At 65.4% G+C, this 21885-nt stretch carries 20 protein-coding genes; 7 read left to right on the top strand and 13 right to left on the bottom strand.

The annotated features are described in order from the left end of the window. Nucleotides 1–286: 286 nt before the first annotated feature. From glmS to SD196_RS00930, 7 genes are all read right to left on the bottom strand, one after another. A complete protein-coding gene (gene glmS / locus SD196_RS00960; protein ID WP_343576265.1) occupies nucleotides 287–2122 on the bottom strand; it encodes a glutamine--fructose-6-phosphate transaminase (isomerizing) in 1836 nt (611 codons plus the stop codon). Nucleotides 2123–2137: 15 nt separating this feature from the next. Beyond that, nucleotides 2138–2908 carry a DeoR/GlpR family DNA-binding transcription regulator gene (locus SD196_RS00955; RefSeq protein WP_275609631.1) on the bottom strand — a complete coding sequence of 257 codons (771 nt, stop codon included), beginning with the start codon at nucleotides 2906–2908 and terminating at the stop codon, nucleotides 2138–2140. Nucleotides 2909–3152: 244 nt separating this feature from the next. Beyond that, entirely contained in the window at nucleotides 3153–5054 is a 1902-nt protein-coding gene (locus SD196_RS00950; RefSeq protein WP_416310966.1) for a diguanylate cyclase, read from the bottom strand. Next, a complete protein-coding gene (locus SD196_RS00945) occupies nucleotides 5051–5923 on the bottom strand; it encodes an endonuclease/exonuclease/phosphatase family protein (RefSeq protein WP_275609629.1) in 873 nt (290 codons plus the stop codon). The genes SD196_RS00950 and SD196_RS00945 overlap by 4 nt, the downstream gene beginning before the upstream one ends. Nucleotides 5924–5933: 10 nt before the next feature. Continuing rightward, nucleotides 5934–6575, bottom strand: coding sequence for a thiol:disulfide interchange protein DsbA/DsbL (locus SD196_RS00940; protein WP_275609628.1), 642 nt, complete (start codon nucleotides 6573–6575; stop codon nucleotides 5934–5936). Nucleotides 6576–6743: 168 nt separating this feature from the next. After that, nucleotides 6744–7349 carry a c-type cytochrome gene (locus tag SD196_RS00935; protein WP_275609627.1) on the bottom strand — a complete coding sequence of 202 codons (606 nt, stop codon included), beginning with the start codon at nucleotides 7347–7349 and terminating at the stop codon, nucleotides 6744–6746. 47 nt (nucleotides 7350–7396) lie between these two features. Continuing rightward, complete coding sequence (locus tag SD196_RS00930; RefSeq protein WP_152219061.1) at nucleotides 7397–7687, bottom strand: c-type cytochrome; 291 nt, start codon at nucleotides 7685–7687, stop codon at nucleotides 7397–7399. A gap of 191 nt (nucleotides 7688–7878) precedes the next feature. On the opposite strand from SD196_RS00930, the gene yihA reads away from it, so the two are divergent. Continuing rightward, a complete protein-coding gene (gene yihA / locus SD196_RS00925; protein WP_275609626.1) occupies nucleotides 7879–8538 on the top strand; it encodes a ribosome biogenesis GTP-binding protein YihA/YsxC in 660 nt (219 codons plus the stop codon). A gap of 263 nt (nucleotides 8539–8801) precedes the next feature. On the opposite strand, the gene polA is transcribed toward yihA, so the two are convergent. Then, the gene (gene polA, locus SD196_RS00920; RefSeq protein WP_343576251.1) at nucleotides 8802–11543 is read right to left on the bottom strand and encodes a DNA polymerase I; all 2742 of its coding nucleotides are present in this window, start codon (nucleotides 11541–11543) and stop codon (nucleotides 8802–8804) included. A 74-nt stretch (nucleotides 11544–11617) separates the two neighbouring features. Here polA and SD196_RS00915 point away from each other — a divergent pair, with 74 nt between their 5' ends. After that, nucleotides 11618–11905 carry a DUF2782 domain-containing protein gene (locus SD196_RS00915; RefSeq protein WP_275609624.1) on the top strand — a complete coding sequence of 96 codons (288 nt, stop codon included), beginning with the start codon at nucleotides 11618–11620 and terminating at the stop codon, nucleotides 11903–11905. A gap of 34 nt (nucleotides 11906–11939) precedes the next feature. Further along, nucleotides 11940–12890, top strand: coding sequence for a homoserine kinase (locus SD196_RS00910; protein ID WP_275609623.1), 951 nt, complete (start codon nucleotides 11940–11942; stop codon nucleotides 12888–12890). 57 nt (nucleotides 12891–12947) lie between these two features. Here SD196_RS00910 and SD196_RS00905 read toward each other — a convergent pair whose 3' ends face one another. The 5 genes from SD196_RS00905 to znuA all read right to left on the bottom strand — a co-directional run bounded on the left by SD196_RS00905 (nucleotide 12948) and on the right by znuA (nucleotide 19170). Then, complete coding sequence (locus tag SD196_RS00905) at nucleotides 12948–13295, bottom strand: helix-turn-helix transcriptional regulator (protein ID WP_275609622.1); 348 nt, start codon at nucleotides 13293–13295, stop codon at nucleotides 12948–12950. Beyond that, entirely contained in the window at nucleotides 13292–14629 is a 1338-nt protein-coding gene (locus tag SD196_RS00900; protein WP_331315386.1) for a HipA domain-containing protein, read from the bottom strand. Before SD196_RS00900 ends, SD196_RS00905 begins: the two co-directional genes overlap by 4 nt. Before the next feature lie 284 nt (nucleotides 14630–14913). Then, nucleotides 14914–15600, bottom strand: coding sequence for an NrdJb (locus tag SD196_RS00895; RefSeq protein WP_275609620.1), 687 nt, complete (start codon nucleotides 15598–15600; stop codon nucleotides 14914–14916). 18 nt (nucleotides 15601–15618) lie between these two features. Continuing rightward, a complete protein-coding gene (locus tag SD196_RS00890) occupies nucleotides 15619–17853 on the bottom strand; it encodes an adenosylcobalamin-dependent ribonucleoside-diphosphate reductase (RefSeq protein ID WP_343576242.1) in 2235 nt (744 codons plus the stop codon). A gap of 372 nt (nucleotides 17854–18225) precedes the next feature. Beyond that, nucleotides 18226–19170, bottom strand: a complete 945-nt coding sequence (znuA, locus tag SD196_RS00885) for a zinc ABC transporter substrate-binding protein ZnuA (RefSeq protein WP_275609618.1) — start codon at nucleotides 19168–19170, stop codon at nucleotides 18226–18228. Between the two features lie 71 nt (nucleotides 19171–19241). Between znuA and zur the strand changes: the two genes are divergently transcribed. The 4 genes from zur to SD196_RS00865 are packed head-to-tail and all read left to right on the top strand — an operon-like array spanning nucleotide 19242 to nucleotide 21753. Next, nucleotides 19242–19748: a zinc uptake transcriptional repressor Zur gene (zur, locus tag SD196_RS00880; protein ID WP_343576240.1), complete on the top strand. Its 507-nt coding sequence runs from the start codon at nucleotides 19242–19244 to the stop codon at nucleotides 19746–19748. Continuing rightward, on the top strand, nucleotides 19748–20548 hold the full coding sequence (gene znuC / locus SD196_RS00875) for a zinc ABC transporter ATP-binding protein ZnuC (RefSeq protein ID WP_275609616.1): 801 nt from the start codon (nucleotides 19748–19750) through the stop codon (nucleotides 20546–20548). The genes zur and znuC overlap by 1 nt, the downstream gene beginning before the upstream one ends. Beyond that, nucleotides 20541–21329, top strand: a complete 789-nt coding sequence (gene znuB, locus SD196_RS00870; RefSeq protein ID WP_275609615.1) for a zinc ABC transporter permease subunit ZnuB — start codon at nucleotides 20541–20543, stop codon at nucleotides 21327–21329. Before znuC ends, znuB begins: the two co-directional genes overlap by 8 nt. Before the next feature lie 37 nt (nucleotides 21330–21366). Beyond that, entirely contained in the window at nucleotides 21367–21753 is a 387-nt protein-coding gene (locus SD196_RS00865; protein WP_275609614.1) for a hypothetical protein, read from the top strand. Nucleotides 21754–21885: the final 132 nt, after the last annotated feature.

Below are 21885 nucleotides of genomic sequence, written 5' to 3'. Positions count from 1 at the left end.
GTCATGGGTCGCCCGAGCCAGTGTGTTGTTGGTGACCGGCCATGGCCGGTTCCTGGTCTTGTAAGTCCGGAGCCGCAATGGCCTCGGCTACGCAGTTCGCCCGTTACGGACGCTGCGCAAAGGCTGACTTATCGTCTTGGCAGGAGCGCGAAGAATTCGTGAAGGTTTTGTAGGGAAATTGTGACGGCTTTACGGCGCAAACGCCTACACATCAGAAGCGGAAGAAGGAAGGACAGAGGGCCGACGCAACGCGCCGGCCCTCGGAGACCACCCGACGGTGACCGGTTTATTCCACGGTCACGGACTTGGCGAGGTTGCGCGGCTGGTCGACGTCGGTGCCCTTGAGCACGGCGACGTAGTAGGACAGCAGCTGCAGTGGCACGGTGTAGAGGATCGGCGCCAGGCAATCATGAATCGCCGGCATGCCCACCACGTGGGTGCCCGCGCCATTGGAGATGCCGCTGCCGCCCTCGGCGAAGACCACCAGCTCGCCACCACGGGCGCGCACTTCCTGCAGGTTGGACTTGAGCTTTTCCAGCAGCTCGTTGTTCGGCGCCACGGTGACCACCGGCATGTCGGCGTCCACCAGGGCCAACGGGCCGTGCTTGAGCTCACCGGCCGGGTAGGCTTCGGCGTGGATGTAGGAGATTTCCTTGAGCTTCAGCGCGCCTTCCATCGCCACCGGATACTGCGCGCCACGGCCCAGGAACAGGGTGTGGTGCTTCTCGGCGAACAGTTCGCTGACCTTCTCCACCACCCTCTCCATCGCCAGGGCTTCTTCCAGGCGGGTCGGCAGGCGGCGCAGCTCGGCCACCAGCTCGGCCTCGACGCCCTCGCCCAGACGCTTCTGCACCTGGCCGATGCCCAGGGTCAGCAGCAGCAGCGCCACCAGCTGGGTGGTGAAGGCCTTGGTCGAGGCGACACCGATTTCCGGGCCGGCGTTGGTCAGCAGGGTCATGTCCGATTCGCGCACCAGCGAGCTGGTGGCGACGTTGCAGATCGAGAGGCTCGAGAGGAAACCCAGCTCCTTGGCATAACGCAGCGCGGCCAGGGTGTCGGCGGTCTCGCCAGACTGGGAGATGGTGACGAACAGCGAATCCGGGTGCACCGCCACCTTGCGGTAGCGGAACTCGCTGGCGACCTCGACCTGGCAGGGAATGCCGACCAGGCTTTCCAGCCAGTACCGGGCAACCATGCCCGCGTGGTAGCTGGTGCCGCAGGCGACGATCTGCACGTTGCGCACCTTGGCCAGCAGTTCGCGGGCCTGCGGACCGAAGTTATCCACCAGCACCTGCTCGGTGCCCAGGCGACCTTCCAGAGTGCGCTGCACCACGGACGGCTGCTCGTGGATTTCCTTGAGCATGAAGTGGCGGTACTCGCCCTTGTCGGCGGCCTCGGCGCCTTCGTGGTAACGCACGGCCTCGCGCTGCACCGGATTGCCCTTCACGTCCCAGAGCTGCACGCTGTCGCGGCGGATTTCGGCGATATCGCCTTCTTCCAGGTAGATGAAGCGGTCAGTGACCTGGCGCAGGGCCAACTGGTCGGAAGCCAGGAAGTTTTCGCCGTGACCCAAGCCGACTACCAGCGGGCTGCCGCTACGTGCGGCAAGGATGCGGTCCGGTTGCTTGGCGCTGATCACCGCCAGGCCGTAGGCGCCGTGCAGCTCCTTTACGGTCGCCTTGAGTGCCACGGTAAGGTCGCCCATCTCGCTCAGGCGCAGGTGCAGCAGGTGGACGATGACCTCGGTATCGGTCTGCGAGGTGAACACGTAACCGCGCGCCTTGAGCATCTCGCGCAGGGTTTCGTGGTTCTCGATGATGCCGTTGTGCACCACCGCCAGCTCGCCGTGGGAGAAATGCGGGTGGGCGTTGGCCTCGGTAGGCGCGCCGTGGGTGGCCCAGCGGGTATGGGCGATGCCCAGGCGGCCGAGCAGCGGCTGCTCCTCGATGGCCTGCTCCAGGCTGGACACCTTGCCGGCGCGGCGGCGGCGATCCAGCGCGCCGGAGCCATCGACCACGGCCACCCCGGCACTGTCGTAGCCACGGTATTCGAGGCGCTTGAGGCCCTCGACGAGGATCGGGGTCACGTTACGTTCGGCGATGGCGCCTACGATTCCACACATGGATGGCTCTCCTTTTCAGTCTTCGCAGCGCGCGCGGATCACTTTCACGCCACGCGCCTGGATCAGTTCGAACGCTTCGTCACTCAGGCGTTCGTCGGTAATCAGGATCTGGACGCTGCTCCAGGGCAGTTCCAGGTTGGGGATGCGCCGGCCCAGCTTGTCGGACTCGGCCATCACGATCACTTCGCGGGCGACCTCGGCCATGACCCGGCTCAACCCCAGCAGTTCGTTGAACGTGGTGGTGCCGCGCTCCAGGTCCAGGCCGGTGGCGCCGATGAACAACTGGTCGAAATCGTAGGAGCGCAGCACCTGCTCGGCCACCTGGCCCTGGAAGGACTCGGAGTGCGGGTCCCAGGTTCCGCCGGTCATCAACAGTACCGGCTCGCGCTCCAGCTCACGCAGGGCGTTGGCCACGCTCAGGGAGTTGGTCATCACCACCAGCCCCGGCTTGCGCCCAAGCTCAGGGATCAGCGCCGCTGTGGTGCTGCCGCTGTCGATGATGATTCGTGCGTGCTCGCGGATGCAGGAGGCCGCCGCGCGGGCGATGGCCTGCTTGTAGCGCGACAGCGGCTGGCTTGGCTCACCGATCAGCTCATGGGGCATCGGCACCGCGCCGCCGTATCGGCGCAGCAACAGGCCGTTGCCTTCCAGGGCGGCGAGGTCCTTGCGGATGGTCACCTCGGAGGTGGCGAAACGGCGGGCGAGATCGTCCACGCTGACCTCGCCCTGCTCGGCGAGCAGCGCCAGGATGTCGTGGCGGCGTTGTGGCGTGTTGCGTTTCGACATGAATACTTAAGTTTCGATTCGAAAGATAATTGCACGAATCAAAACCCAAGAGCTTTCGTTCGTCAAGATTTTATGGCGTGAACGGAAGTTTTTTCTGTAGGGCGTACAACCGTTAGCGGTTGTACGCCGCTACACCTCCACCCCATAGCCGGCGCCAGGGCTGAACCCGGAGCACCCTGTAGCCAAGGTCAAGCGGCGTATAACACATAGCGTTATACGCCCTACGGGAACATCGAGCGGAGGCTCAGTCGACTTCCAGTCGATTGCGTCCGCCACGCTTGGCGCGGTACAGCGCCTGGTCGGCACGCTCGAAGACCGCATCGCTGCGCTCGTCGGTACGGAAAGCCGTCAGACCGGCCGAACAGGTGATGACCAGACGCTCGCCCTTGAAGTGGAACGGGCAGGCTTCCACCGCGCCACGCAGTTGGTCAAGCAGCCGCTGGCCGCCCTCCAGGGGCGTGGCGGGCAGCAGCACGACGAACTCCTCGCCGCCGTAGCGGGCGATGAAATCGGTCTTGCGCAGGCGCTTGGAAAGCTCCGAGGCGATGATCTTCAGCACCTTGTCACCGGCCAGATGGCCGAAGTCGTCATTGATGCGCTTGAAGTGGTCCACGTCCAGGACCGCCAGCAGCAGGTCACCGCCGGACCGCTCCCAACGGGCCACTTCCTGCTCCAGGCGCTCGATCAGGGCGGCGCGGTTGGGCAGGCCGGTGAGCGCGTCGGTCATGGCCTTCTGACGCTGGTCCTCGATATTGGCCTTGAAGGTCCGCGCCTCCTCTTCCATGCTCGCGACCCGCGTCATCAGTGACTGGATGCGCTCACCCACTTCGCGCTCGCGGGCTTCGCGCTCCTCGCGGAACTGGTCCATGGTGCCGACCAGGCCCTGCAGGCGGCGTTCCACGTGGCGCTTGAGGCTCTCGAGGTCAGTGGCTTCCAGCACGCTGTCCTTCAGGCCGCTGACGTGCTCGCGCAACGTGTCGTCCAGGGCACGGGCGCTGGAGCTTGCGCCGGCATGGTTGTCGTGTACGGCCTGCAGTCCGTCGAGGAAGACGCCCAGGCGCTCATTGAGCTGGTACAGGTAGCCTTCGAACTCGCGCTGGCCGCTGTCGTTGAGCGAGAGCACCAGCACCGCCAGGTCATCCAGCACCGGCACCAGTTCGTACCAGTTCAGGCTGCCGTGAATGCGGGTGCGCAGGGCATCGGCCTGGGGCTGGTGGGTGATCGGCAGGTGCATCTCGTCCAGCAGATGCAGCAGGCTGGCTTCGATATGCGGCGCGACCGCGCTGTAGCCCGGCTCCGGGCGCGGTGGCAGGGCGTATGGGTCGGCCGCTTCGGCTGGCTCGCCGAACAGGCCGGGAGGCAATGGCAGGCTGTCGAGCAGGGCAGGTCCCGGCGCCACGCCTGGAGAAACGGCCGGCGCTTCGGCAGCCACCGTGGTAGCTGTCGCCACGGCCGGCTCAGCAATGGGCTCGGCCGCTACAGGCTCGGGCTGGGGTGCAGGTGCCGGCGATTCAACCTGAGCTGCCTCTGGCTCACCCTGAGCCGCCGCTTCGACCACAGATGCTTCGGCCATAGCGGCAGTGGCCACCTGAAACTCCTCCGGCGCATCGGCGGCAGCCTCGCGCCCACCGAACAGGCGTTGCAGCAGGCCAGGGCGTTGCTCATTGTCGGCGCCGTTGAAGTGTTCCAGTACGCGGCGCTGCAGGCCACTCAGTTCGGTGAGCAGGGCCGGCAGCTCGCGGGAGCTGCTGGCGCGCGCGGCGATGTCCCTGGCGAAATGCTTGAGCGGCTTGCGCACGTCCCCCGGCAGCTCCAGCGCCAGTAGTTGCTGGGCGAGTTGGGAGAGCGCCGCGATGTTCTGCTCGATGCGCTGCTGGCGGCGCTGCTCGGAATCGAGCACCGCGCGTTCCAGTTGCGGGATCAGGCGAGCCAGGCCGGCGTCCATTTCGTCGCGGCGCAGGACCTCGCGCAGCTCCTTCATGCAGGCGTCCACCGCTTTGTCGCTGCCTTCCGCCGCCAGGCTGCTGCGCACCAGGCCTCGGCGCAGCAGGTCGACGCGGGCGTTCCAGCGCCGCTCGAGCTTTTCCTGTTGCTCGAGGGTGTCGAGGTACTTCTGTTTCCAGCGCGGTTCGGCTTCGCGACTCATTCAATGGCCTCGCCGCGCAAGGCGAGCGACGAGGAGGTGCGCAAGGCATCCGGCAAGCGGATTTCCACGGCCACCGGCAGGTGGTCGGAAATCGGTTGCGGCAGGACGCTGACGCGCTCCAGCGCCAGCTCGGAACTGAGCAGGATATGGTCCAGGCAGCGCTGCGGGCGCCAGCTGGGGAAGGTGGCTTCCACCTGCGGTGCGATCAGCCCGAGGTCGCGCAGGGGCGAGCTTTCCAGCAGGTCGGCGGCGTGGGTGTTCATGTCGCCCATCAGCACCTGGTGGCGATAGCCCTGCAGCAGCTCGCGGATGTAGGCGAGCTGGCGGGTACGGGTTCGCGCGCCCAGGGCCAGGTGCATCATCACCACCGCGAGGGCGTCCTCACCTTCGCCGAAGCGCATGAGGATCGCGCCGCGTCCGGGCGGGCCGGGCAGCGGATGGTCTTCCAGGGCGGTGGGCTGCAGACGGCTGAGCAAGCCGTTGCTGTGCTGGGCGATGCGCCCGAGATTGCGGTTGAGTTGCTGGTACCAGTAGGGAAAGGCACCGAGCTGGGCCAGGTGTTCGACCTGGTTGATGTTGCCGGAGCGGATGCTGCCGCCGTCGGCCTCCTGCAACGCCACCAGATCATAGTCGGCAAGCAGCTCGCCAATGCGTTGCAGGTTGCTCGCCCGTCCCGCGGTCGGCAGCAGGTGCTGCCAGCCGCGGGTCAGGTAGTGCCGGTAACGCTCGGTGCTGATACCGACCTGGATGTTGAAGCTGAGCAGGCGGAGCCGGCCGTCATCGGGCAAGCCCGAAGCGCTCCCGTGGATGGGATTCACCCTCGGGACACAGACCCCCGCGACACGATCTCGAGTCCGCCGGCGCAGCATCGCCAGCTCCTTACTGAGCGGCCTTGGCGGTGGTGCGTTCCTTGGCGATCAGCTGGTCAGCCAGCTCCAGGGCGGCTTCCGGGCTGCCGGCCGAACCGATGTCGAAGCGGTACTTGCCGTTGACGACCATGGTCGGTACGCCGCTGATCTGGTACGCCATCGCCAGTTTCTTGGCCTTCTCGATCTGGCCCTTGATGGCGAAGGAGTTGTAGGTGCTGAGGAACTTGTCCTTGTCCAGGCCCTGCTCAGCCACGAAGGCGGCCATTTCTTCCGGGGTGGTCAGGCTCTTGGGGTTGTTGTGCAGCTTTTCGAAGATCGCATGGTGGACCTTCTGCTCCACGCCCATGGATTCCAGGGTCAGGAACAGCTGGCCATGGATGTTCCACAGGCCGCCGAACATGGCGGGGATGCGTACGAAATGCACGTCGGCCGGCAGCTTCTCGACCCACGGATTGATGGTCGGCTCGAAAGCATAGCAGTGCGGGCAACCGTACCAGAACAGCTCCACCACCTCGATCTTGCCCGGCTGGGACACAGGCACGGCCTGGCTCAGCTCGGTGTAGTTCTTGCCAGCCTCGAACTCGGTGGCATTCGCGTTGAAGGCGAACAGACCGGCAACGGCAAGCGCGGCGGTGAAAATCAGGTTACGCATGGTTCACTCCTTGGCTGAGCGGATCCGCCTCGCTCGGGCGCGGCGGGATGAAGCGGTTTTGACCTGGGGCGCCAGGTGCGGTTCCAGCATTGTAGTGGCGGCGGATGCGAAAAAGGGCGGCCGAAGCCACCCTTTTTTCATTCCAGCGATTTCCGCCCGGCGCGCGGCTTAGTGCAGGCCTTCGATGTAGCTGGAGATCGCGGCGATGTCCTTGTTGGACAGCTTGGCGGCGATGCTGCGCATGATCATGGCGTCGCCGTCGTTGGTGCGATCGCCTTCGCGGAAGGCGGTCAGTTGCTTGGCGGTGTAGGCCGAGTGCTGGCCACCCAGGTGCGGGAAGCCGGCTTCGGCGTTGCCCAGGCCGCTGGGGTTGTGGCAACCGGTGCAGGCCGGCATGCCTTCGTTGAGCTTGCCGCCGCGGAACAGGGCTTCACCCTGGGCGACCAGCTTCGGATCGGCCATGCCGATGCTCATGTTCTGGCTGGAGAAGTAGGCGGCGATGTCGGCCAGGTCCTGGTCGCTCAGGTTGGTCAGCAGGCCGGTCATTTCCAGCACGGTGCGGCGGCCTTCCTTGATGTCGTGCATCTGCTTGAGCAGGTAACGCTCACCCTGGCCGGCCAGTTTCGGGAAGTTCGGCGCCATGCTGTTGCCATCGGCGCCATGGCAGGCACCACATACAGCAGCTTTCGCCTGACCGGCCTTGGCATCGCCAGCGGCGTGCGCTACGCCGGTAAGGCCCAGGGTCAACAGCAGACTCACGATCAATTTGTTCATCAGCTAATCCAATAACGGCTAAGGGTGAAAGAGTAGGGCTTCCGGGATTACTTGGACATCCACTGGATGATGGCCTGGTAATCCTCGGCGCTGCAGTCGGTGCACAGGCCGCGAGGCGGCATCGCGTTGAAACCGTTGGTCACGTGTTGCACCAGCGTGTCCATGCCCTTGTCCAGGCGCGGTTTCCACGCGGCGGCATCGCCCTTCTTCGGCGCCATCGGCAACTGGCCACTGTGGCAGGCGCCACAGGCTCGGTTGAACACGGCTTCCGGATCCTGGGCGGCCTGGGCGCTGGAGGCCAGCGCGGCAACGATGGCTGCGAACAGCAGTTTCTTCATGATTGTCCTCATCGTCAGGGAACGTTCGCGTTCTAAATGCGCGAACTTCTGGAGTTCCCGTGGCGCCCGACCCTGGGGGATAAAGCGCACACAAAATCCGCGGCATTATATACTTCCAATGCCGAAACGGAAACGAGCCCGCTCCCCGCGACACCTGGTCGCACCCCTCTGCGAATATGCCCATGCCCCCCATGAACCCTGCGAAAAACCCGATTCTCGGCCTGTGCCAACAGGCCACGTTCCTCATCAGCGCCGCCAAGGTGAACCAGTGCCCGGAAGACACCGGCCTGGAAGTCGCCTTCGCCGGCCGCTCCAATGCGGGCAAGTCCAGCGCGCTGAACGCCCTGACCCACGCGAACCTGGCGCGCACCTCCAAGACTCCGGGCCGCACCCAGTTACTGAACTTCTTCCGCCTGGATGACGAGCGCCGCCTGGTCGACCTGCCCGGCTACGGCTACGCCAAGGTGCCGATTCCGCTGAAACTGCACTGGCAGCAGCACCTGGAGGCTTACCTGAGCAGCCGCAACGCCCTGGCCGGCGTGGTGCTGCTGATGGACATCCGCCATCCGCTGACCGATTTCGACCGCCTGATGCTGGACTGGGCCCAGGCCAGCCAGTTGCCGATCCACGTACTGCTGACCAAGGCGGACAAACTCGCCTTCGGCGCAGCGAAGAACGCGCTGCTGAAAGTGCGCAAGGAAATCCAGCAGGGCTGGGGCGACGTGGCCACCCTCCAGCTGTTCTCCGCCCCCAAGCGTCAGGGCGTGGAAGAGGCGCAGATGGTCCTGGCCGGCTGGCTGGGGCTGCTGGATGACGAGGAAGAAGAGGTGGGCGAGGAAGCCGAAGGCTGAATCGCAGGCAAAAAAAACCCCGAGCTTCGTATGGGGAGGGGGAAGTTCGGGGTTTAAGTCCGGACCGCTAGGGCGGGGTCCAGTAATCTGCCAACACTAAACACTGCAAAGGAGCATCGAAGGGCTTCACCAGCCATTCACGTGTTCTGACTGGGGCGTTTGCGGGAAAGTTCAGCAGGCCCCGAAAATATTTTTCGCAAGGCCCGGAACGACCGCTCATCGGTCTACCGAGAGGCCCGCCACCCGGGCCCCTCGACCGTTCGTCAGTGTGCCTCGTCCCAGTTCGCACCCACCCCGGCCTCGACCACCAGCGCCACATCCAGCTCCGCCGCGCCGCTCATCAGCGGCCGGATGGTGTTGCTGACCTGCTCCACCTGGTCCTCGCGAACCTCCAGCACCAGTTCGTCGTGTACCTGGAGAATCACGCGGGCGTCGATCCCGCTGTCCTGCAGCCAGTTATCCACAGCCACCATGGCGCGTTTCATGATGTCCGCGGCGGTGCCCTGCATCGGCGCGTTGATCGCGGTGCGCTCGGCGGCCTTGCGCATGGCGGCGTTCTTCGAGCCGATTTCCGGCAGATACAGGCGGCGGCCGAACAGCGTCTCGACGAAGCCCTGCTCGGCGGCCTGGGCACGGGTGCGCTCCATGTAGGCCAGCACGCCGGGATAGCGGGCGAAGTAGCGGTCGATATAGGCCTGCGCCTCTTTACGCTCGACGCCGATCTGCTTGGCCAGTCCGAAGGCGCTCATGCCGTAGATCAGGCCGAAGTTGATCGCCTTGGCGCTGCGGCGCTGGTCGGAGGTGACCTCCTCCAGGGGCACGCCGAACACTTCGGCGGCAGTGGCGCGGTGCACGTCGCGGTCGTGGCGGAAGGCGTCCAGCAGGCCTTCGTCCTTGGCCAGGTGGGCCATGATGCGCAGTTCGATCTGCGAGTAGTCCGCCGCCAGCAGCTTGTAGCCCTTGGGCGCGACGAAGGCCTGGCGGATGCGCCGCCCCTCGGCGGTGCGGATCGGGATGTTCTGCAGGTTCGGGTCGCTGGAGGACAGCCGGCCGGTGGCCGCCACGGCCTGGTGGTAACTGGTGTGGATGCGCCCAGTGCGCGGGTTGATCTGCTCCGGCAGCTTGTCGGTGTAGGTGCTCTTGAGCTTGCTCAGGGAGCGGTACTGCATGATCACCTTGGGCAGCTCGTAATCCTGCTCGGCGAGATCGGCGAGGACGTTCTCGGCGGTGGACGGCTGGCCGGTAGCGGTCTTGGCCAGCACCGGCAGGCCGAGCTTCTCATAAAGGATGGCGCCGAGCTGCTTGGGCGAGCCGAGGTTGAACTCCTGCCCGGCCAGGTCATAGGCCTTGCGCTCGAGCTCGACCATCTTCTCGCCCAACTCGACGCTCTGCCTGCCCAGCAGATTGGCGTCGACCAGCGCGCCGTTGCGCTCGATGCGCGCCAGTACCGGCACCAGCGGCATCTCGATCTCGGTCAGGACCTTCTCCAGCGACGGAATGGCCTGCAACTTGGCCCACAGGGTCTGGTGCAGACGCAGGGTCACATCGGCATCCTCGGCCGCGTAGGGGCCGGCCTGCTCGATGGCGATCTGATCGAAGGTCAGCTGCTTGGCGCCCTTGCCGGCGATGTCCTCGAAGCGGATGGTGCTGTGGCCGAGGTACTTGAGCGCCAGGCTGTCCATGTCGTGACGGGTCGCGGTGGAGTCCAGCACGTAGGATTCGAGCATGGTGTCGAAGGCGATGCCCTGCACGGCGATGGGCGTCGAAGCGTTGGCCAGGACGTTCATGTCGTACTTGGCGTGCTGGCCGACCTTGCGCTTCTTCGGGTCCTCCAGCAACGGCTTGAGGGCCTTGAGCACGGTGTCACGGTCCAGTTGCGCCGGCACGCCCATGTAGCTGTGCGCCAGCGGCACGTAGGCGGCCTCGCCTTCGGTGACGGCGAAGGACACGCCCACCACCTGCGCCTGCTGCGGGTCGAGGCTGGTGGTCTCGGTGTCGAAGGCGATCAGGTCGGCGGCTTCGAGCTTCTTCAGCCAGGCATCGAATTCGGCCTGTTCCAGCACGGTGTCGTATTTCGCGGTGGCCTGGACGGACACCGCTTCGACGTCGCCGCCGCCCTCTTCCTTGGCCTCGCGCAGCAGATCGTCCAGCCAGTTCTTGAATTCCAGCTCGCGGTACAGGCCGATCAGCGCCTCGCGCTGCGGCTCGCCCGGGTGCAGCCCGTCGAGGTCGACGTCCAGTTCGACGTCGGTCTTGATGGTGGCCAGCTCATAGGACAGGAAAGCCATCTCGCGATGCTCCTCCAGCTTGGCCGGCAGGCCCTTGGCGCCGCGGATCGGCAGCTCGGGCACCTTGTCCAGGCTGGAATACAGCACGTCGAGGCCGCCGCCGACGCCCACCAGCAGGCCCAGCGCGGTTTTCTCGCCCACCCCGGGCACGCCCGGAATGTTGTCCACCTTGTCGCCCATCAGCGCGAGGTAGTCGATGATCAGCTCAGGACCGACACCGAATTTCTCTTTTACGCCATCGGGGTCGAGCACGCTTCCGGTCATGGTGTTGACCAAAGTAATGTGCCCGTCGACCAGTTGCGCCATGTCCTTGTCGCCGGTCGAGATCACCACCGCTCGCCCCGCCGCGGCGCTGCGCCGGGCCAGTGTGCCGATCACGTCGTCTGCCTCCACGCCTTCCACGCACAGCAGCGGCAGGCCCAGCGCCCGCACGCTGGCGTGCAGCGGTTCGACCTGAACGCGCAGCTCATCCGGCATCGACGGGCGATTGGCCTTGTACTCGGCGAACAGCGCATCGCGGAACGTCGGGCCCTTGGCGTCGAACACCACCGCGAAGGGGCTGTCGGGGTACTGCTTGCGCAGGCTCTTGAGCATGTTCAGCACGCCCTTCACCGCGCCTGTGGGCATGCCGGTGGAGGTTGTCAGCGGCGGCAGGGCATGGAAGGCGCGATACAGGTAGGACGAGCCGTCCACGAGGACGAGGGGTGCTTGGCTCATGAGGGGAATCAACCTTTTCAGAAGGGCTCGGGCTAAACTGTCCGTAGCCAATTCGACAAAGGGACAAGGTTATCATGCGTACGTTGAACCGCCTGTTGCTCGCCGCTCTGCTGGGTCTTGGCGCGACTTCCGTCATGGCGGCGGACGATGCCCCAACGCCGGAGCCGGATGTAACCATCCGCCAGGAAGGCGACAAGACCATCCAGGAATACCGTGTGAACGGTTTCCTCTACGCCATCAAGGTCACGCCCAAGCACGGCAAGCCGTACTTCCTGGTGCGCCAGGACGGCAGCGACGGCAACTTCATCCGCTCGGACCAACCAGACAAGCTGATTCCACAGTGGCAGATCTTCAGCTGGTAACCCTTTCCATCCACGACGCTCCAGAGGATTGAGCATGTCGGTATTCACACCTCTGGAACGTCCGGTTCTCGAAGACTTCCTCGCCCCCTACGGCCTCGGCCGCCTGCACGACTTCCGCGGCATCGCCGAGGGCTCGGAAAACAGCAACTTCTTCGTCAGCCTGGAGCAGGGCGAATTCGTCCTGACCCTGGTCGAGCGCGGCCCGGTACAGGAAATGCCGTTCTTCATCGAACTGCTCGACGTCCTGCACGAAGCCGACCTGCCGGTGCCCTATGCCCTGCGCACGAAGGATGGCGAGGCGCTGCGCCAGCTCGAAGGCAAGCCGGCATTGCTGCAACCGCGCCTGCCGGGCCGCCACGAGCGGACGCCGAACAACCACCATTGCCGGGAAGTCGGCGACCTGCTGGCACGCCTGCACCTGGCGACGCGCGGGCGCATCATCGAGCGGCCCAGCGATCGCGGCCTGAGCTGGATGCTGCATGAAGGCCAGGCCTTCCAGTCGCACCTGTCCGGCCATGCCGCCGACCTCCTGGCCGATGCGCTGGAAGAAATCGCCCGCCTGCTCGCCGAGCAGCCGGCGCTGCCGCGCGCCAACCTGCATGCCGACCTCTTCCGCGACAACGTGCTGTTCGACGGCCCGCACCTGGCCGGGCTGATCGACTTCTACAACGCCTGCTCAGGCTGGATGCTCTACGACCTGGCGATCGCCGTGAACGACTGGTGCTCCAGCGAAGACGGCGCCCTCGACGGCCCGCGCGCCCGCGCGTTGCTGGCGGCCTATGCGGCCAAGCGGCCGTTCACCGCGCTGGAGGCCGAACTGTGGCCGGAGATGCTGCGGGTGGCCTGCGTGCGCTTCTGGCTGTCGCGGCTGATCGCCGCCGAGGCCTTTGCCGGGCAGGACGTGCTGATCCACGATCCGAGCGAGTTCGAGCGGCGGCTGGAGAAGCGGCAGAAGGTGGAGATTCATCTGCCGTTTGCGCTGTAAGGAGCCTGGGTATTCACAGCCACCCCGTGGAGCGGGTCGCTCTCAGGCGAGTTGACCCTACGGCTTCGTGGTCTGGACAACGGGCAGGCCAAATCCGTCGAGCTCGGTTTTCGTCAGGGTGCTCTTGAGGTCAACGGGGTCTATTCGCACCAGCCCCATCCGCAACCCAAAGGGCCTGAAGACAGCCTCCAGGGTGGCCAGCGTCGGATTGCCATCCCCATGTTCCAGGTGATTGAGTGCCCGCATGGAAATCTTGCACATGCGCGCGAAGGTGGCCTGCTTCATCCCGGTAACCTCTACGCGCAACCGCTTCACGGCGCCGCCAAGATCGAGGCTTCCATCGGCCACTGCCGCGCTTATGGCGCGAATCAACTCATCGCGCTCGTCCAGTGTCAGGTCCTTCATAGCAACCCCCACTCCTTCAGCCGCGCATCGAGGTCGTTGAGCGGAAGAGTCCGCGCACGCCGGACTTCGTCGGGAAGTCCAGTCAGCAGGTCCGGCAGCGCCCTGAATTTTGCCGCGATGCCACGCAACGCCTCGAAGACTTCGTCTCCTGTGACGCTGTCCGCATGGCTGCGACAGGCCGCTCGCCAATCCGGAGCGCCGCGCTCTTCATGATCCCACTTGGTGACTCGGGTAACCCCTTCGGGGTCGAGCACCATCGGCGCCAGGTCGTAGATAGGCGCGAGGCGAAGCCTGCCGCCGTCCCGCAGGATCGCCGTGTTGCGACCATGGTTGTCGGAGTTGCCAAGCACCCTGTTCAGCAGGTCCCGAGCGATGTAGTCGACGCGCAGGTCGAAGAGCTGGTCGGTCTGTCCCGCTTCACACCAGAGCGTGAGCAGTCTATGCAGGACATCCTCGTGGCGCATGAAGGAGCCCGGCTCGGTATTGCCGCAGATCGAGTAGATCGACTCGACGGCGTGGCGCTGTATGCCGTGCTCCGTGATCCGCCGGTCGAACCGTGGCATCCACAGGCTGGGATTGTGTTCTCCGTCGTCTTCGAGGGCCATGCCCTGGGTCGAGATCGTCTCCATCCCCAGCGCAGTGATCGCCTGGTAGTAGTGGAACTCACTGCGCAGGATGTCCTTGTCGCGCGGTGCCGCGCGGTTCCTGGCGAACTTCACGAACCAGTGCTGGCGCACCTGAGCGTCGTCAAGCACGGCATCGGCATACAGGCGGCCGTCCTCCGCTTCCACCAGCAACAGCTTTGGCGCCTCGCCACCCGCGCCTGTCGCGCCGCCGATGGCGGCGCCCTGCTCGTAGGCGTACTCCAGGAATTCGCTGTTGCGCTGCACGACCTCTCGCCGGTCGAAGCCCATCACCCGGCCTTCGCGCAGGTATCCCAGCGACTCCTTGATGCGCAGGTGGCCAACGGGCGAAGGCGTACAGCGCTCCAGCAGATACAGCTCCAGCCCGATGTCATCGGGCTTGCTGGCGGCGAAGCGCTTCTTCAGCGAGCGGAACGCAGCGCCAGCGGGCATCACGTCGTGGATAAAAGCCGGGTAGCCGCGGCTATAGCCGACATTCAGGCCGAGGCGTTGGCAAACGCTCACCGATTGCTCGAAGGGCGAGTTCAGCTCATCGATATGGCTGACCACGTAGTCCGTCAGATACCCCGAGGTGCAGCGGGTATCGCCGGGATTCAGCGGGTCCTGGAAGGTCAGGGTGAAGGCGTCCTGCCAAACCCCGTTCACGAAACACTGGACGGTGAGGGTTCGTGGCATGGGCAGATGGGCCAAATTTGCAATTTGATGCAATTCAACCTAAAGCATTCGACCTGAAATTGCAATTTGATGCAAATCTCGAAGAGGCTTTACATCATTTTTTGCAATTTAATGCAATAATCCGTACTGAAGCAACTCGCGGATTGCACTCTAGTGCAATCCGCTCAACGCAACTCATGCAGAGGCAAAGGTCAGGCCTGGGGGACGAGAATTCCCGCCGTTGTTCCAATGTCCACGTTGGCCCGGCCATTCATGGCCAGGCGTTCTCGGGGCGACGCATGCGTCGCAGAGCCTTCCGCTCACCCACACTTGGAATGCCCACAGTTCAGGCAGGTGGCGCAGCCATCCATCTGCACCACCGCCAGGGTGTTGCACTTGCCGCACAGCTGGGCGCCCGGGGGGAAGCCTTCGCCGGGCTCGGCCTTGTTGGTGCCCTGCGCCGCTTCATAGGCCGCGCGCTTCTCGGCCAGGTACAGGCGCTGTTCCTCGTCGAGCTGCGGACCTTCCATCAGGCCGATGGCGACCAGGTGGCGCTCCACCACAGCACCGATCTCGGCCACGATGGACGGCATGTAGACGCCGCCGCGCTTGAGATAGCCGCCACGCGGGTCGAACACGGCCTTCATCTCCTCCACCAGGAAGGTGCAGTCGCCGCCCTTGCGGAACACTGCCGACATGATGCGAGTGAGCGCGACGATCCACTGGAAGTGGTCCATGTTCTTCGAGTTGATGAAGATCTCGAAGGGCCGGCGCTGCTCGTAGGGGGTGTCCGGATTGAGCACCATGTCGTTGATGGTCACGTACAGCGCGTGCTCGAACAGCGGCGACTTGATCTTGTAGGTGGCGCCCACCAGCATCTCCGGCCGCTGCAGGGTCTCGTCCATCTTCACCACGGCGGCGGCCGCGGCGGCCTCGGCGCGGGCCTTTTCCTCAGCCACGTCCACCACCTGGAAGCCTTTGATCTTCTGGTTGATCTTGACACTCATGACGTCTCTCCAGGGGTATCAGTACTTGCCGTAATAGCCTTCTTTCAGGGCGTCGAAGAGGTTGGCGGCGGTATGGATCTCGCCGTCGTACTCCACTTCCTCGTTGCCCTTGAGCTCCACCACGCTGCCGTCCTCCAGCTCGAAGCGGTACACCGTCTTCTCCAGGTCAGCCTCCTTCACCAATACGCCCTGGAAGGCCGCCGGGTTGAAGCGGAAGGTGGTGCAGCCCTTCAGGCCCTGGCGCCAGGCATAGAGGTAGATGTCCTTGAAGTCCTCGAACGGGTAGTCGGTGGGCACGTTGGCGGTCTTGGAGATCGACGAGTCGATCCACTTCTGTGCGGCGGCCTGGATGTCCACGTGCTGCTGCGGGGTGATGTCGTCGGCGGTGATGAAATAGTCCGGCAGGCGGTGCTTTTCCTCCTCGGCGTCCGGCACCGCGTGGTTGTCCACCTGGGCGCGGTAGGCCAGCAGTTCGTAGCTATAGACCGAAATCTTCTCCTTGGTCTTGCGCCCGGCGCGGATCAGGTTGCGCGAGTAGTGGTGGGCGAAGCTCGGTTCGATGCCGTTGGAGGCGTTGTTGGCCAGGCTCAGGCTGATGGTGCCTGTGGGCGCGATGGAGCTGTGATGGGTGAAGCGAGCGCCCTGCTCAGCGAGCTCCTCCACCAGTTGCGGCGCGTACTCGGCGACCCGCTGCATGTAGCGCGAGTACTTCGCGTGAAGCACCCGGCCGGCAACCTTGTCGCCGACCTTGTAGCCATCGTCGACCATCTCCGGACGTTTGCGCAGCATCTCGGCGGTCACTTCGTAGTCCTTCGCCAGAGCCGGCGCCGGGCCCTTCTCGCGGGACAGCTCCAGGGCCACTTCCCAGCCGACCAGGGCCATCTCGCGCGCCACTTCCTCGGTAAACACGCAGGCTTCCGGGCTGCCGTAGCGCAGCTTGAGCAGGGTCAGCGCCGAGCCGAGCCCCAGGAAACCCATGCCGTGGCGACGCTTGCCGAGGATTTCCGCACGCTGCTGCTCCAGCGGCAGGCCGTTGATCTCCACCACATTGTCGAGCATGCGGGTGAACACCCGGACCACCTCGCGGAACCGCTCCCAGTCGAAGCGCGCGTTCTCGCCGAAGGGATCATTCACGAAGCAGGTCAGGTTCACCGAGCCCAGCAGGCAGGAACCGTAGGGCGGCAGCGGCTGCTCGCCGCAGGGGTTGGTGGCGCGAATGGCCTCGCACCACCAGTTGTTGTTCAGCTCGTTGACCCGGTCGATGAGAATGAAGCCCGGCTCGGCATAGTCGTAGGTGGAGACCATGATCATGTCCCACAGGTGCCGCGCCTTGACCCGGCCGTAGACCTTGCAGGCCACGCGGCCGTCCTCGCCCACCAGGTAGTCATCGTGTATCGGCCAGTCGCGCCAGACCACCTGCTCGGCGTCCTCCAGATCGACTTCGTCGCGCTCCTTCTGGTGGATCGGGAACACCAGCGGCCAGTCTTCGTCGTTCTCCACCGCGGCCATGAAACCGTCGGTGATCAGCAGGCTGAGGTTGAACTGGCGCAGGCGACCGTCCTCGCGCTTGGCGCGGATGAACTCGCGCACGTCCGGGTGGCTGACGTCGAAGGTGCCCATCTGCGCGCCGCGCCGCCCCCCGGCGGAGCTCACGGTGAAGCACATCTTGTCGTAGATATCCATGAACGACAGCGGCCCGCTGGTGTGCGCACCGGCGCCGGAGACGTAGGCGCCACGCGGGCGCAGGGTGCTGAATTCGTAGCCGATACCGCAGCCGGCCTTGAGCGTCAGCCCGGCCTCGTGGACCTTCTGCAGGATGTCGTCCATGGAATCGCGGATGATCCCGGAGACGGTGCAGTTGATGGTCGAGGTGGCGGGCTTGTGTCCCTGGGCGCCGGCGTTGGAGATGATCCGCCCGGCCGGGATGGCGCCGTTGCGCAAGGCCCAGAGGAAGCGCTCGTACCAGTGTTCGCGCAGCGCCTTGTTCGCCTCGACGCCGGCCAGGGCGCGGGCGACCCGTTGCCAGGTCTCGTCGACGCTGCCGTCGATGGGTTTGCCGCTCTTGTGCTTCAAGCGGTATTTGCTGTCCCAGATATCCTGCGAAGCGGGTTGCAGGGCGAGGACTCCTTGGTCTGCGCCGCGGGGGCGCGCATCGGTCTTGGCCATCCGGTAAATAACCTCCTGGCAGTTGGGTGGCAGGCACAACGGAGCGCGAGTAAACCCAATATGTGGGAGCCAAAAACTGACAGGCATCAATATGTAGTGCCGGCTACCCATAAAGACAGACAATAGCCGGTTGACCGACAGACGCAGCGATGGGTCCGGAATTCCAGACGATCGGCAGGCTTGGGGGCAGGAGGGGAGGGTTTTCGGAGGGGGTGGGTGCGACGATCAGGCGCGGGAATGCGCCCGTAGGAGCGGACCTTGTCCGCGATTTTTCCGGACGCGGGTTCTGTGGTGGCTTACGAAGAGCCCCTCACCCTGACCCTCTCCCAGAGGGAGAGGGGACTGTCCGCAGCAGGGTGGCACCACAGCATCAGCCGGCACAATCGGCTCCCTCTCCCATTGGGAGAGGGCTGGGGTGAGGGGATACCCCAGGCAGAGGAAATTCCCGGGAAGCCCGGATCAGAGCTTCTCCAGACACCCTGCGAACTCACCCGCCAGGTTGCCCAGCAGGTTCTCGTAGCCCTGGGCATCCACCTTCACGCCCACACCCAGGTCATCCAGCTCGGCCAGGCGCACCGGCAAGCCCTGGCTCAAGGTATCGGCCAGGCGCGGGCGCAGCGGCGGCTCGCTGAAGATGCAGGACGGCCCGGCCTTCTGCAGTTGCGCACGCATGGCAGCCACATGGCGGGCCCCCGGCTGCACGTCGGCGGACACGGCAAACACCCCGGTGTGACGCAGACCATAGGCTTCCTCGAAGTAATCGAAGGCCTCGTGGAAGACGAAGAACGGCTTGCCCTTGAGCGGATCGATACGCTGCTTCAGGCGCGCATCGAGCGTCTCCATGCGCTCGTCGAAAGCCTTCAGGTTGGCCTGGTAGCGGCTGGCGTTGGCCGGATCGGCGATGGCCAGGTCCTCGGCCATGCGCGCGGCAATCACCTGGGCGTTGGCCGGCAGCAGCCAGAGGTGGGCGTCGATCATGCCGGGGCGATGGTCGTGGTCATGGCCAATCTCGTCATGGTCTGGGGCGTCATCGTGGTCCGGGTGGTTGGACCCGCTGAAATCGGCGAACTTGCGCAGGTGCATGCCGGCCTGGTCCTGCACGGCGACGCTCGGGCCCTTGCGGCTTTCCAGCACCTTGGGCAGGAAGTTCTCCAGGTCCGGGCCGACCCAGTAGAACAGCTGAGCGTCGCGCACCCGGCGGATATCGGACGGGCGCAGCGAGTAGCTGTGCGGCGAGGCACCCGGCGGCAGCAGCACGTCCGGCGTGCCTTCGCCGTCCTGGATGGCGGCGGCGATCAGCTGCAACGGCTTGATGCTGGTCAGCACGCTGACCTCGGCGCGCACGGGAAGGCTGAGCAGCAGCGCGCAAGCGGCGGTCAGCAGGGCGACGGGACGGAAGGACACGGCGGTACTCACACAGGGGGGAGATGAAAGAGTAATATAATAACGTCTCTACACAAGAGCGTCGCCGCCGCATGTACAAGATCGCCCCCAAGACTCCCCTCGCCTGTCGCCCGCATGACCACGCCAATTGCGTGGCCAACGCCCTGGCCGACGCCGATGCGCTGTGCGCGCGCCAGGGCGTGCGCCTGACCGAACTGCGCCGGCGCGTGCTGGAGCTGGTCTGGGCGAGTCACAAGCCGCTGGGCGCCTACGACATCCTCGCCGTGCTGAGCGAGGAAGACGGTCGCAAGGCCGCGCCGCCAACGGTCTACCGCGCGCTGGACTTCCTCCTGGAAAACGGCCTGGTGCACCGCATCGCCTCGCTCAACGCCTTCATCGGCTGCGCCCACCCCGAACACGCCCACGAAGGCCAGTTCCTGATCTGCCGCGCCTGCAAGACCGCCATCGAGCTGGAACAGCCGGCGATCAGCGAGGCCATCGTCACCGGCGCCAAGAGCGTCGGCTTCGCCGTAGAAACCCAGACCGTCGAAGTGGTCGGCCTCTGCGGCGCCTGCGCCCCCGGCAAGCGGGAGGCCTGATGAGCGACGCCCTGATCCGCCTGCAAGGCGTCGGCGTCAGCTACGCAGGCCAAGCGGTGCTGCAGAACGTCGACCTGACCATCGCCCCCGGCGAGATCGTCACCCTGATCGGCCCCAACGGCGCCGGCAAGACGACCCTGGTGCGCAGCGTGCTCGGCCTGCTCAAGCCCGATACCGGCAGCGTCTGGCGGGCGCCCAAGCTGTCCATCGGCTACATGCCGCAGAAGCTCCACGTCGACCCGACCCTGCCGCTCACCGTGCTGCGCTTCCTGCGCCTGGTGCCCGGCGTGCAACGCTCCCAGGCGCTGGATGCGCTGAAGGAAGTCGGCGCGGCACACGTTATCGACAAGCCGCTGCAAAGCGTCTCCGGCGGCGAACTGCAACGCGTTCTGCTGGCCCGCGCCCTGCTGCGCAAGCCGGAGCTGCTGGTGCTCGACGAACCCGTGCAGGGCGTCGACGTTGCCGGCCAGGCCGAGCTGTACCGCCTGATCGGCCGGCTGCGCGACCGCCTGGGCTGCGGCGTGCTGATGGTTTCCCACGACCTGCACCTGGTGATGAGCGCCACCGACAAGGTGGTCTGCCTGAATCGCCACGTCTGCTGCTCCGGCCATCCGGAACAGGTCAGCGGCGACCCGGCCTTCGTCGAGCTGTTCGGCCAGGACGCCCGCAGCCTCGCCGTCTATCACCACCACCACGACCATTCCCACGACCTGCACGGCGAGGTGGTGAAACCCGCCTTCCCCGCCGGCACGCGCTTCACTCCGGTCCACCAGCACGGCCCCGACTGCAACCATGGCTGATTTCCTGCTCAACGCCCTCCTCGCCGGGCTGGCCCTGGCGCTGGTCGCCGGGCCCCTGGGTTCGTTCGTCGTCTGGCGACGCATGGCCTATTTCGGCGACACCCTGTCCCACGCCGCCCTGCTCGGTGTGGCCTTGGGCTTCCTGCTGGACGTCAGCCCGACGCTGGCGGTGACCGTCGGCTGCGTGCTGCTTGCCGTCCTGCTGGTCACCCTGCAGCAGCGCCAGCCGCTCGCCGCCGACACCCTGCTGGGCATCCTCGCCCACAGCACGCTGTCGCTGGGCCTGGTGACCCTGAGCTTCATGAAGGAAGTGCGCGTCGACCTGATGGCCTACCTGTTCGGCGACCTGCTCGCCGTCAGCCAGACCGACCTGCTGTGGATAGTCGCCGGCAGCGCCCTGGTGCTGGGGCTGATCTGCTGGCTGTGGCGGCCGCTGCTGGCGATCACCGTGCACGAGGAACTGGCGCGGGTCGAAGGCCTGCCCGTTACCGCCATCCGCCTGGCGCTGATGCTGCTGATCGCCATCGTCATCGCCGTGGCCATGAAGATCGTCGGCGTGCTGCTGATCACCTCGCTGCTGATCATTCCCGCCGCAGCCGCCCAACGGCATGCGCGCAGCCCTGAACAAATGGCCTTCGGCGCCAGTCTGATTGGATTGGTGGCGGTGTGCGCCGGGCTCTCGCTGTCCTGGTTCAAGGACACCCCCGCCGGCCCCTCCATCGTGGTCAGCGCGGCGGCCCTGTTCCTGCTGAGTTTTGTCCTGCCGCGCCGTACGGTGTAGAATTTGGCGATTTTTTGATCAAAAGAGACCCTGACGCATGAAGTCGTTCGTCATCCGCCTGTTCTCGCTGATGGCTCTGGCGCTGGCCCTCACCGCCTGCCAGAGCACTGCGAGCAACCCGGCCAGCAGCAGTGGCTTCGAAACCGAACTGGCCGCCGGCCGTCTGGAATCCGCGCAACTCAAGCTCGGCTCCGAGCAGGAGACCGCCACCCAGCTCGCCGAGCGCCGCCAGCGCCTGGCAGACGCCTACCTGGAGCGCAGCCGCACGGCGCTGCAGAACGGCGACGTCAACGGCGCCACCGCGGCCCTGACCCGCGCCCGCTCACTGATGCCCCGCGCGCCCGGCGTCGCCGCCGATGTCAGCGGCCTGCAGAAGCCCGCCGTGCCGGTTGCCCCGGCTGCCCAGCCGAACTGCACGCCGTAATCCCCCACGGGCGCCCGTTCGCGGCGCCCTTTATTCTCTTTTGTTCTGCGCTTATCTGAACAAAGATTAATCAGCCATAAAAAAGCAGGTTAAAATGCGCGGTTTTGGCTGACCGCCTACGCTCGTTGCCTA

This window comes from Pseudomonas macauensis (genome assembly GCF_047902425.1).
In the GTDB taxonomy this organism is placed as follows: domain Bacteria; phylum Pseudomonadota; class Gammaproteobacteria; order Pseudomonadales; family Pseudomonadaceae; genus Pseudomonas.
This window is presented reverse-complemented; position numbering and strand designations above follow the sequence as displayed.

What these genes read in the sequence shown, in the direction of transcription:
- znuC (WP_275609616.1), top strand. Translation starts at nt 19,748, where the DNA reads ATGAGCGACGCCCTGATCCGCCTGCAAGGCGTCGGCGTCAGCTACGCA.
- znuB (WP_275609615.1), top strand. Translation starts at nt 20,541, where the DNA reads ATGGCTGATTTCCTGCTCAACGCCCTCCTCGCCGGGCTGGCCCTGGCG.
- SD196_RS00910 (WP_275609623.1), top strand. Translation starts at nt 11,940, where the DNA reads ATGTCGGTATTCACACCTCTGGAACGTCCGGTTCTCGAAGACTTCCTC.
- glmS (WP_343576265.1), bottom strand. Translation starts at nt 2,122, where the DNA reads ATGTGTGGAATCGTAGGCGCCATCGCCGAACGTAACGTGACCCCGATC.
- SD196_RS00945 (WP_275609629.1), bottom strand. Translation starts at nt 5,923, where the DNA reads ATGCTGCGCCGGCGGACTCGAGATCGTGTCGCGGGGGTCTGTGTCCCG.
- SD196_RS00930 (WP_152219061.1), bottom strand. Translation starts at nt 7,687, where the DNA reads ATGAAGAAACTGCTGTTCGCAGCCATCGTTGCCGCGCTGGCCTCCAGC.
- SD196_RS00940 (WP_275609628.1), bottom strand. Translation starts at nt 6,575, where the DNA reads ATGCGTAACCTGATTTTCACCGCCGCGCTTGCCGTTGCCGGTCTGTTC.
- SD196_RS00890 (WP_343576242.1), bottom strand. Translation starts at nt 17,853, where the DNA reads ATGCCTGTCAGTTTTTGGCTCCCACATATTGGGTTTACTCGCGCTCCG.
- zur (WP_343576240.1), top strand. Translation starts at nt 19,242, where the DNA reads ATGTACAAGATCGCCCCCAAGACTCCCCTCGCCTGTCGCCCGCATGAC.
- yihA (WP_275609626.1), top strand. Translation starts at nt 7,879, where the DNA reads ATGAACCCTGCGAAAAACCCGATTCTCGGCCTGTGCCAACAGGCCACG.
- SD196_RS00895 (WP_275609620.1), bottom strand. Translation starts at nt 15,600, where the DNA reads ATGAGTGTCAAGATCAACCAGAAGATCAAAGGCTTCCAGGTGGTGGAC.
- SD196_RS00915 (WP_275609624.1), top strand. Translation starts at nt 11,618, where the DNA reads ATGCGTACGTTGAACCGCCTGTTGCTCGCCGCTCTGCTGGGTCTTGGC.
- SD196_RS00950 (WP_416310966.1), bottom strand. Translation starts at nt 5,054, where the DNA reads ATGAGTCGCGAAGCCGAACCGCGCTGGAAACAGAAGTACCTCGACACC.
- polA (WP_343576251.1), bottom strand. Translation starts at nt 11,543, where the DNA reads ATGAGCCAAGCACCCCTCGTCCTCGTGGACGGCTCGTCCTACCTGTAT.
- SD196_RS00935 (WP_275609627.1), bottom strand. Translation starts at nt 7,349, where the DNA reads ATGAACAAATTGATCGTGAGTCTGCTGTTGACCCTGGGCCTTACCGGC.
- SD196_RS00865 (WP_275609614.1), top strand. Translation starts at nt 21,367, where the DNA reads ATGAAGTCGTTCGTCATCCGCCTGTTCTCGCTGATGGCTCTGGCGCTG.
- SD196_RS00905 (WP_275609622.1), bottom strand. Translation starts at nt 13,295, where the DNA reads ATGAAGGACCTGACACTGGACGAGCGCGATGAGTTGATTCGCGCCATA.
- SD196_RS00955 (WP_275609631.1), bottom strand. Translation starts at nt 2,908, where the DNA reads ATGTCGAAACGCAACACGCCACAACGCCGCCACGACATCCTGGCGCTG.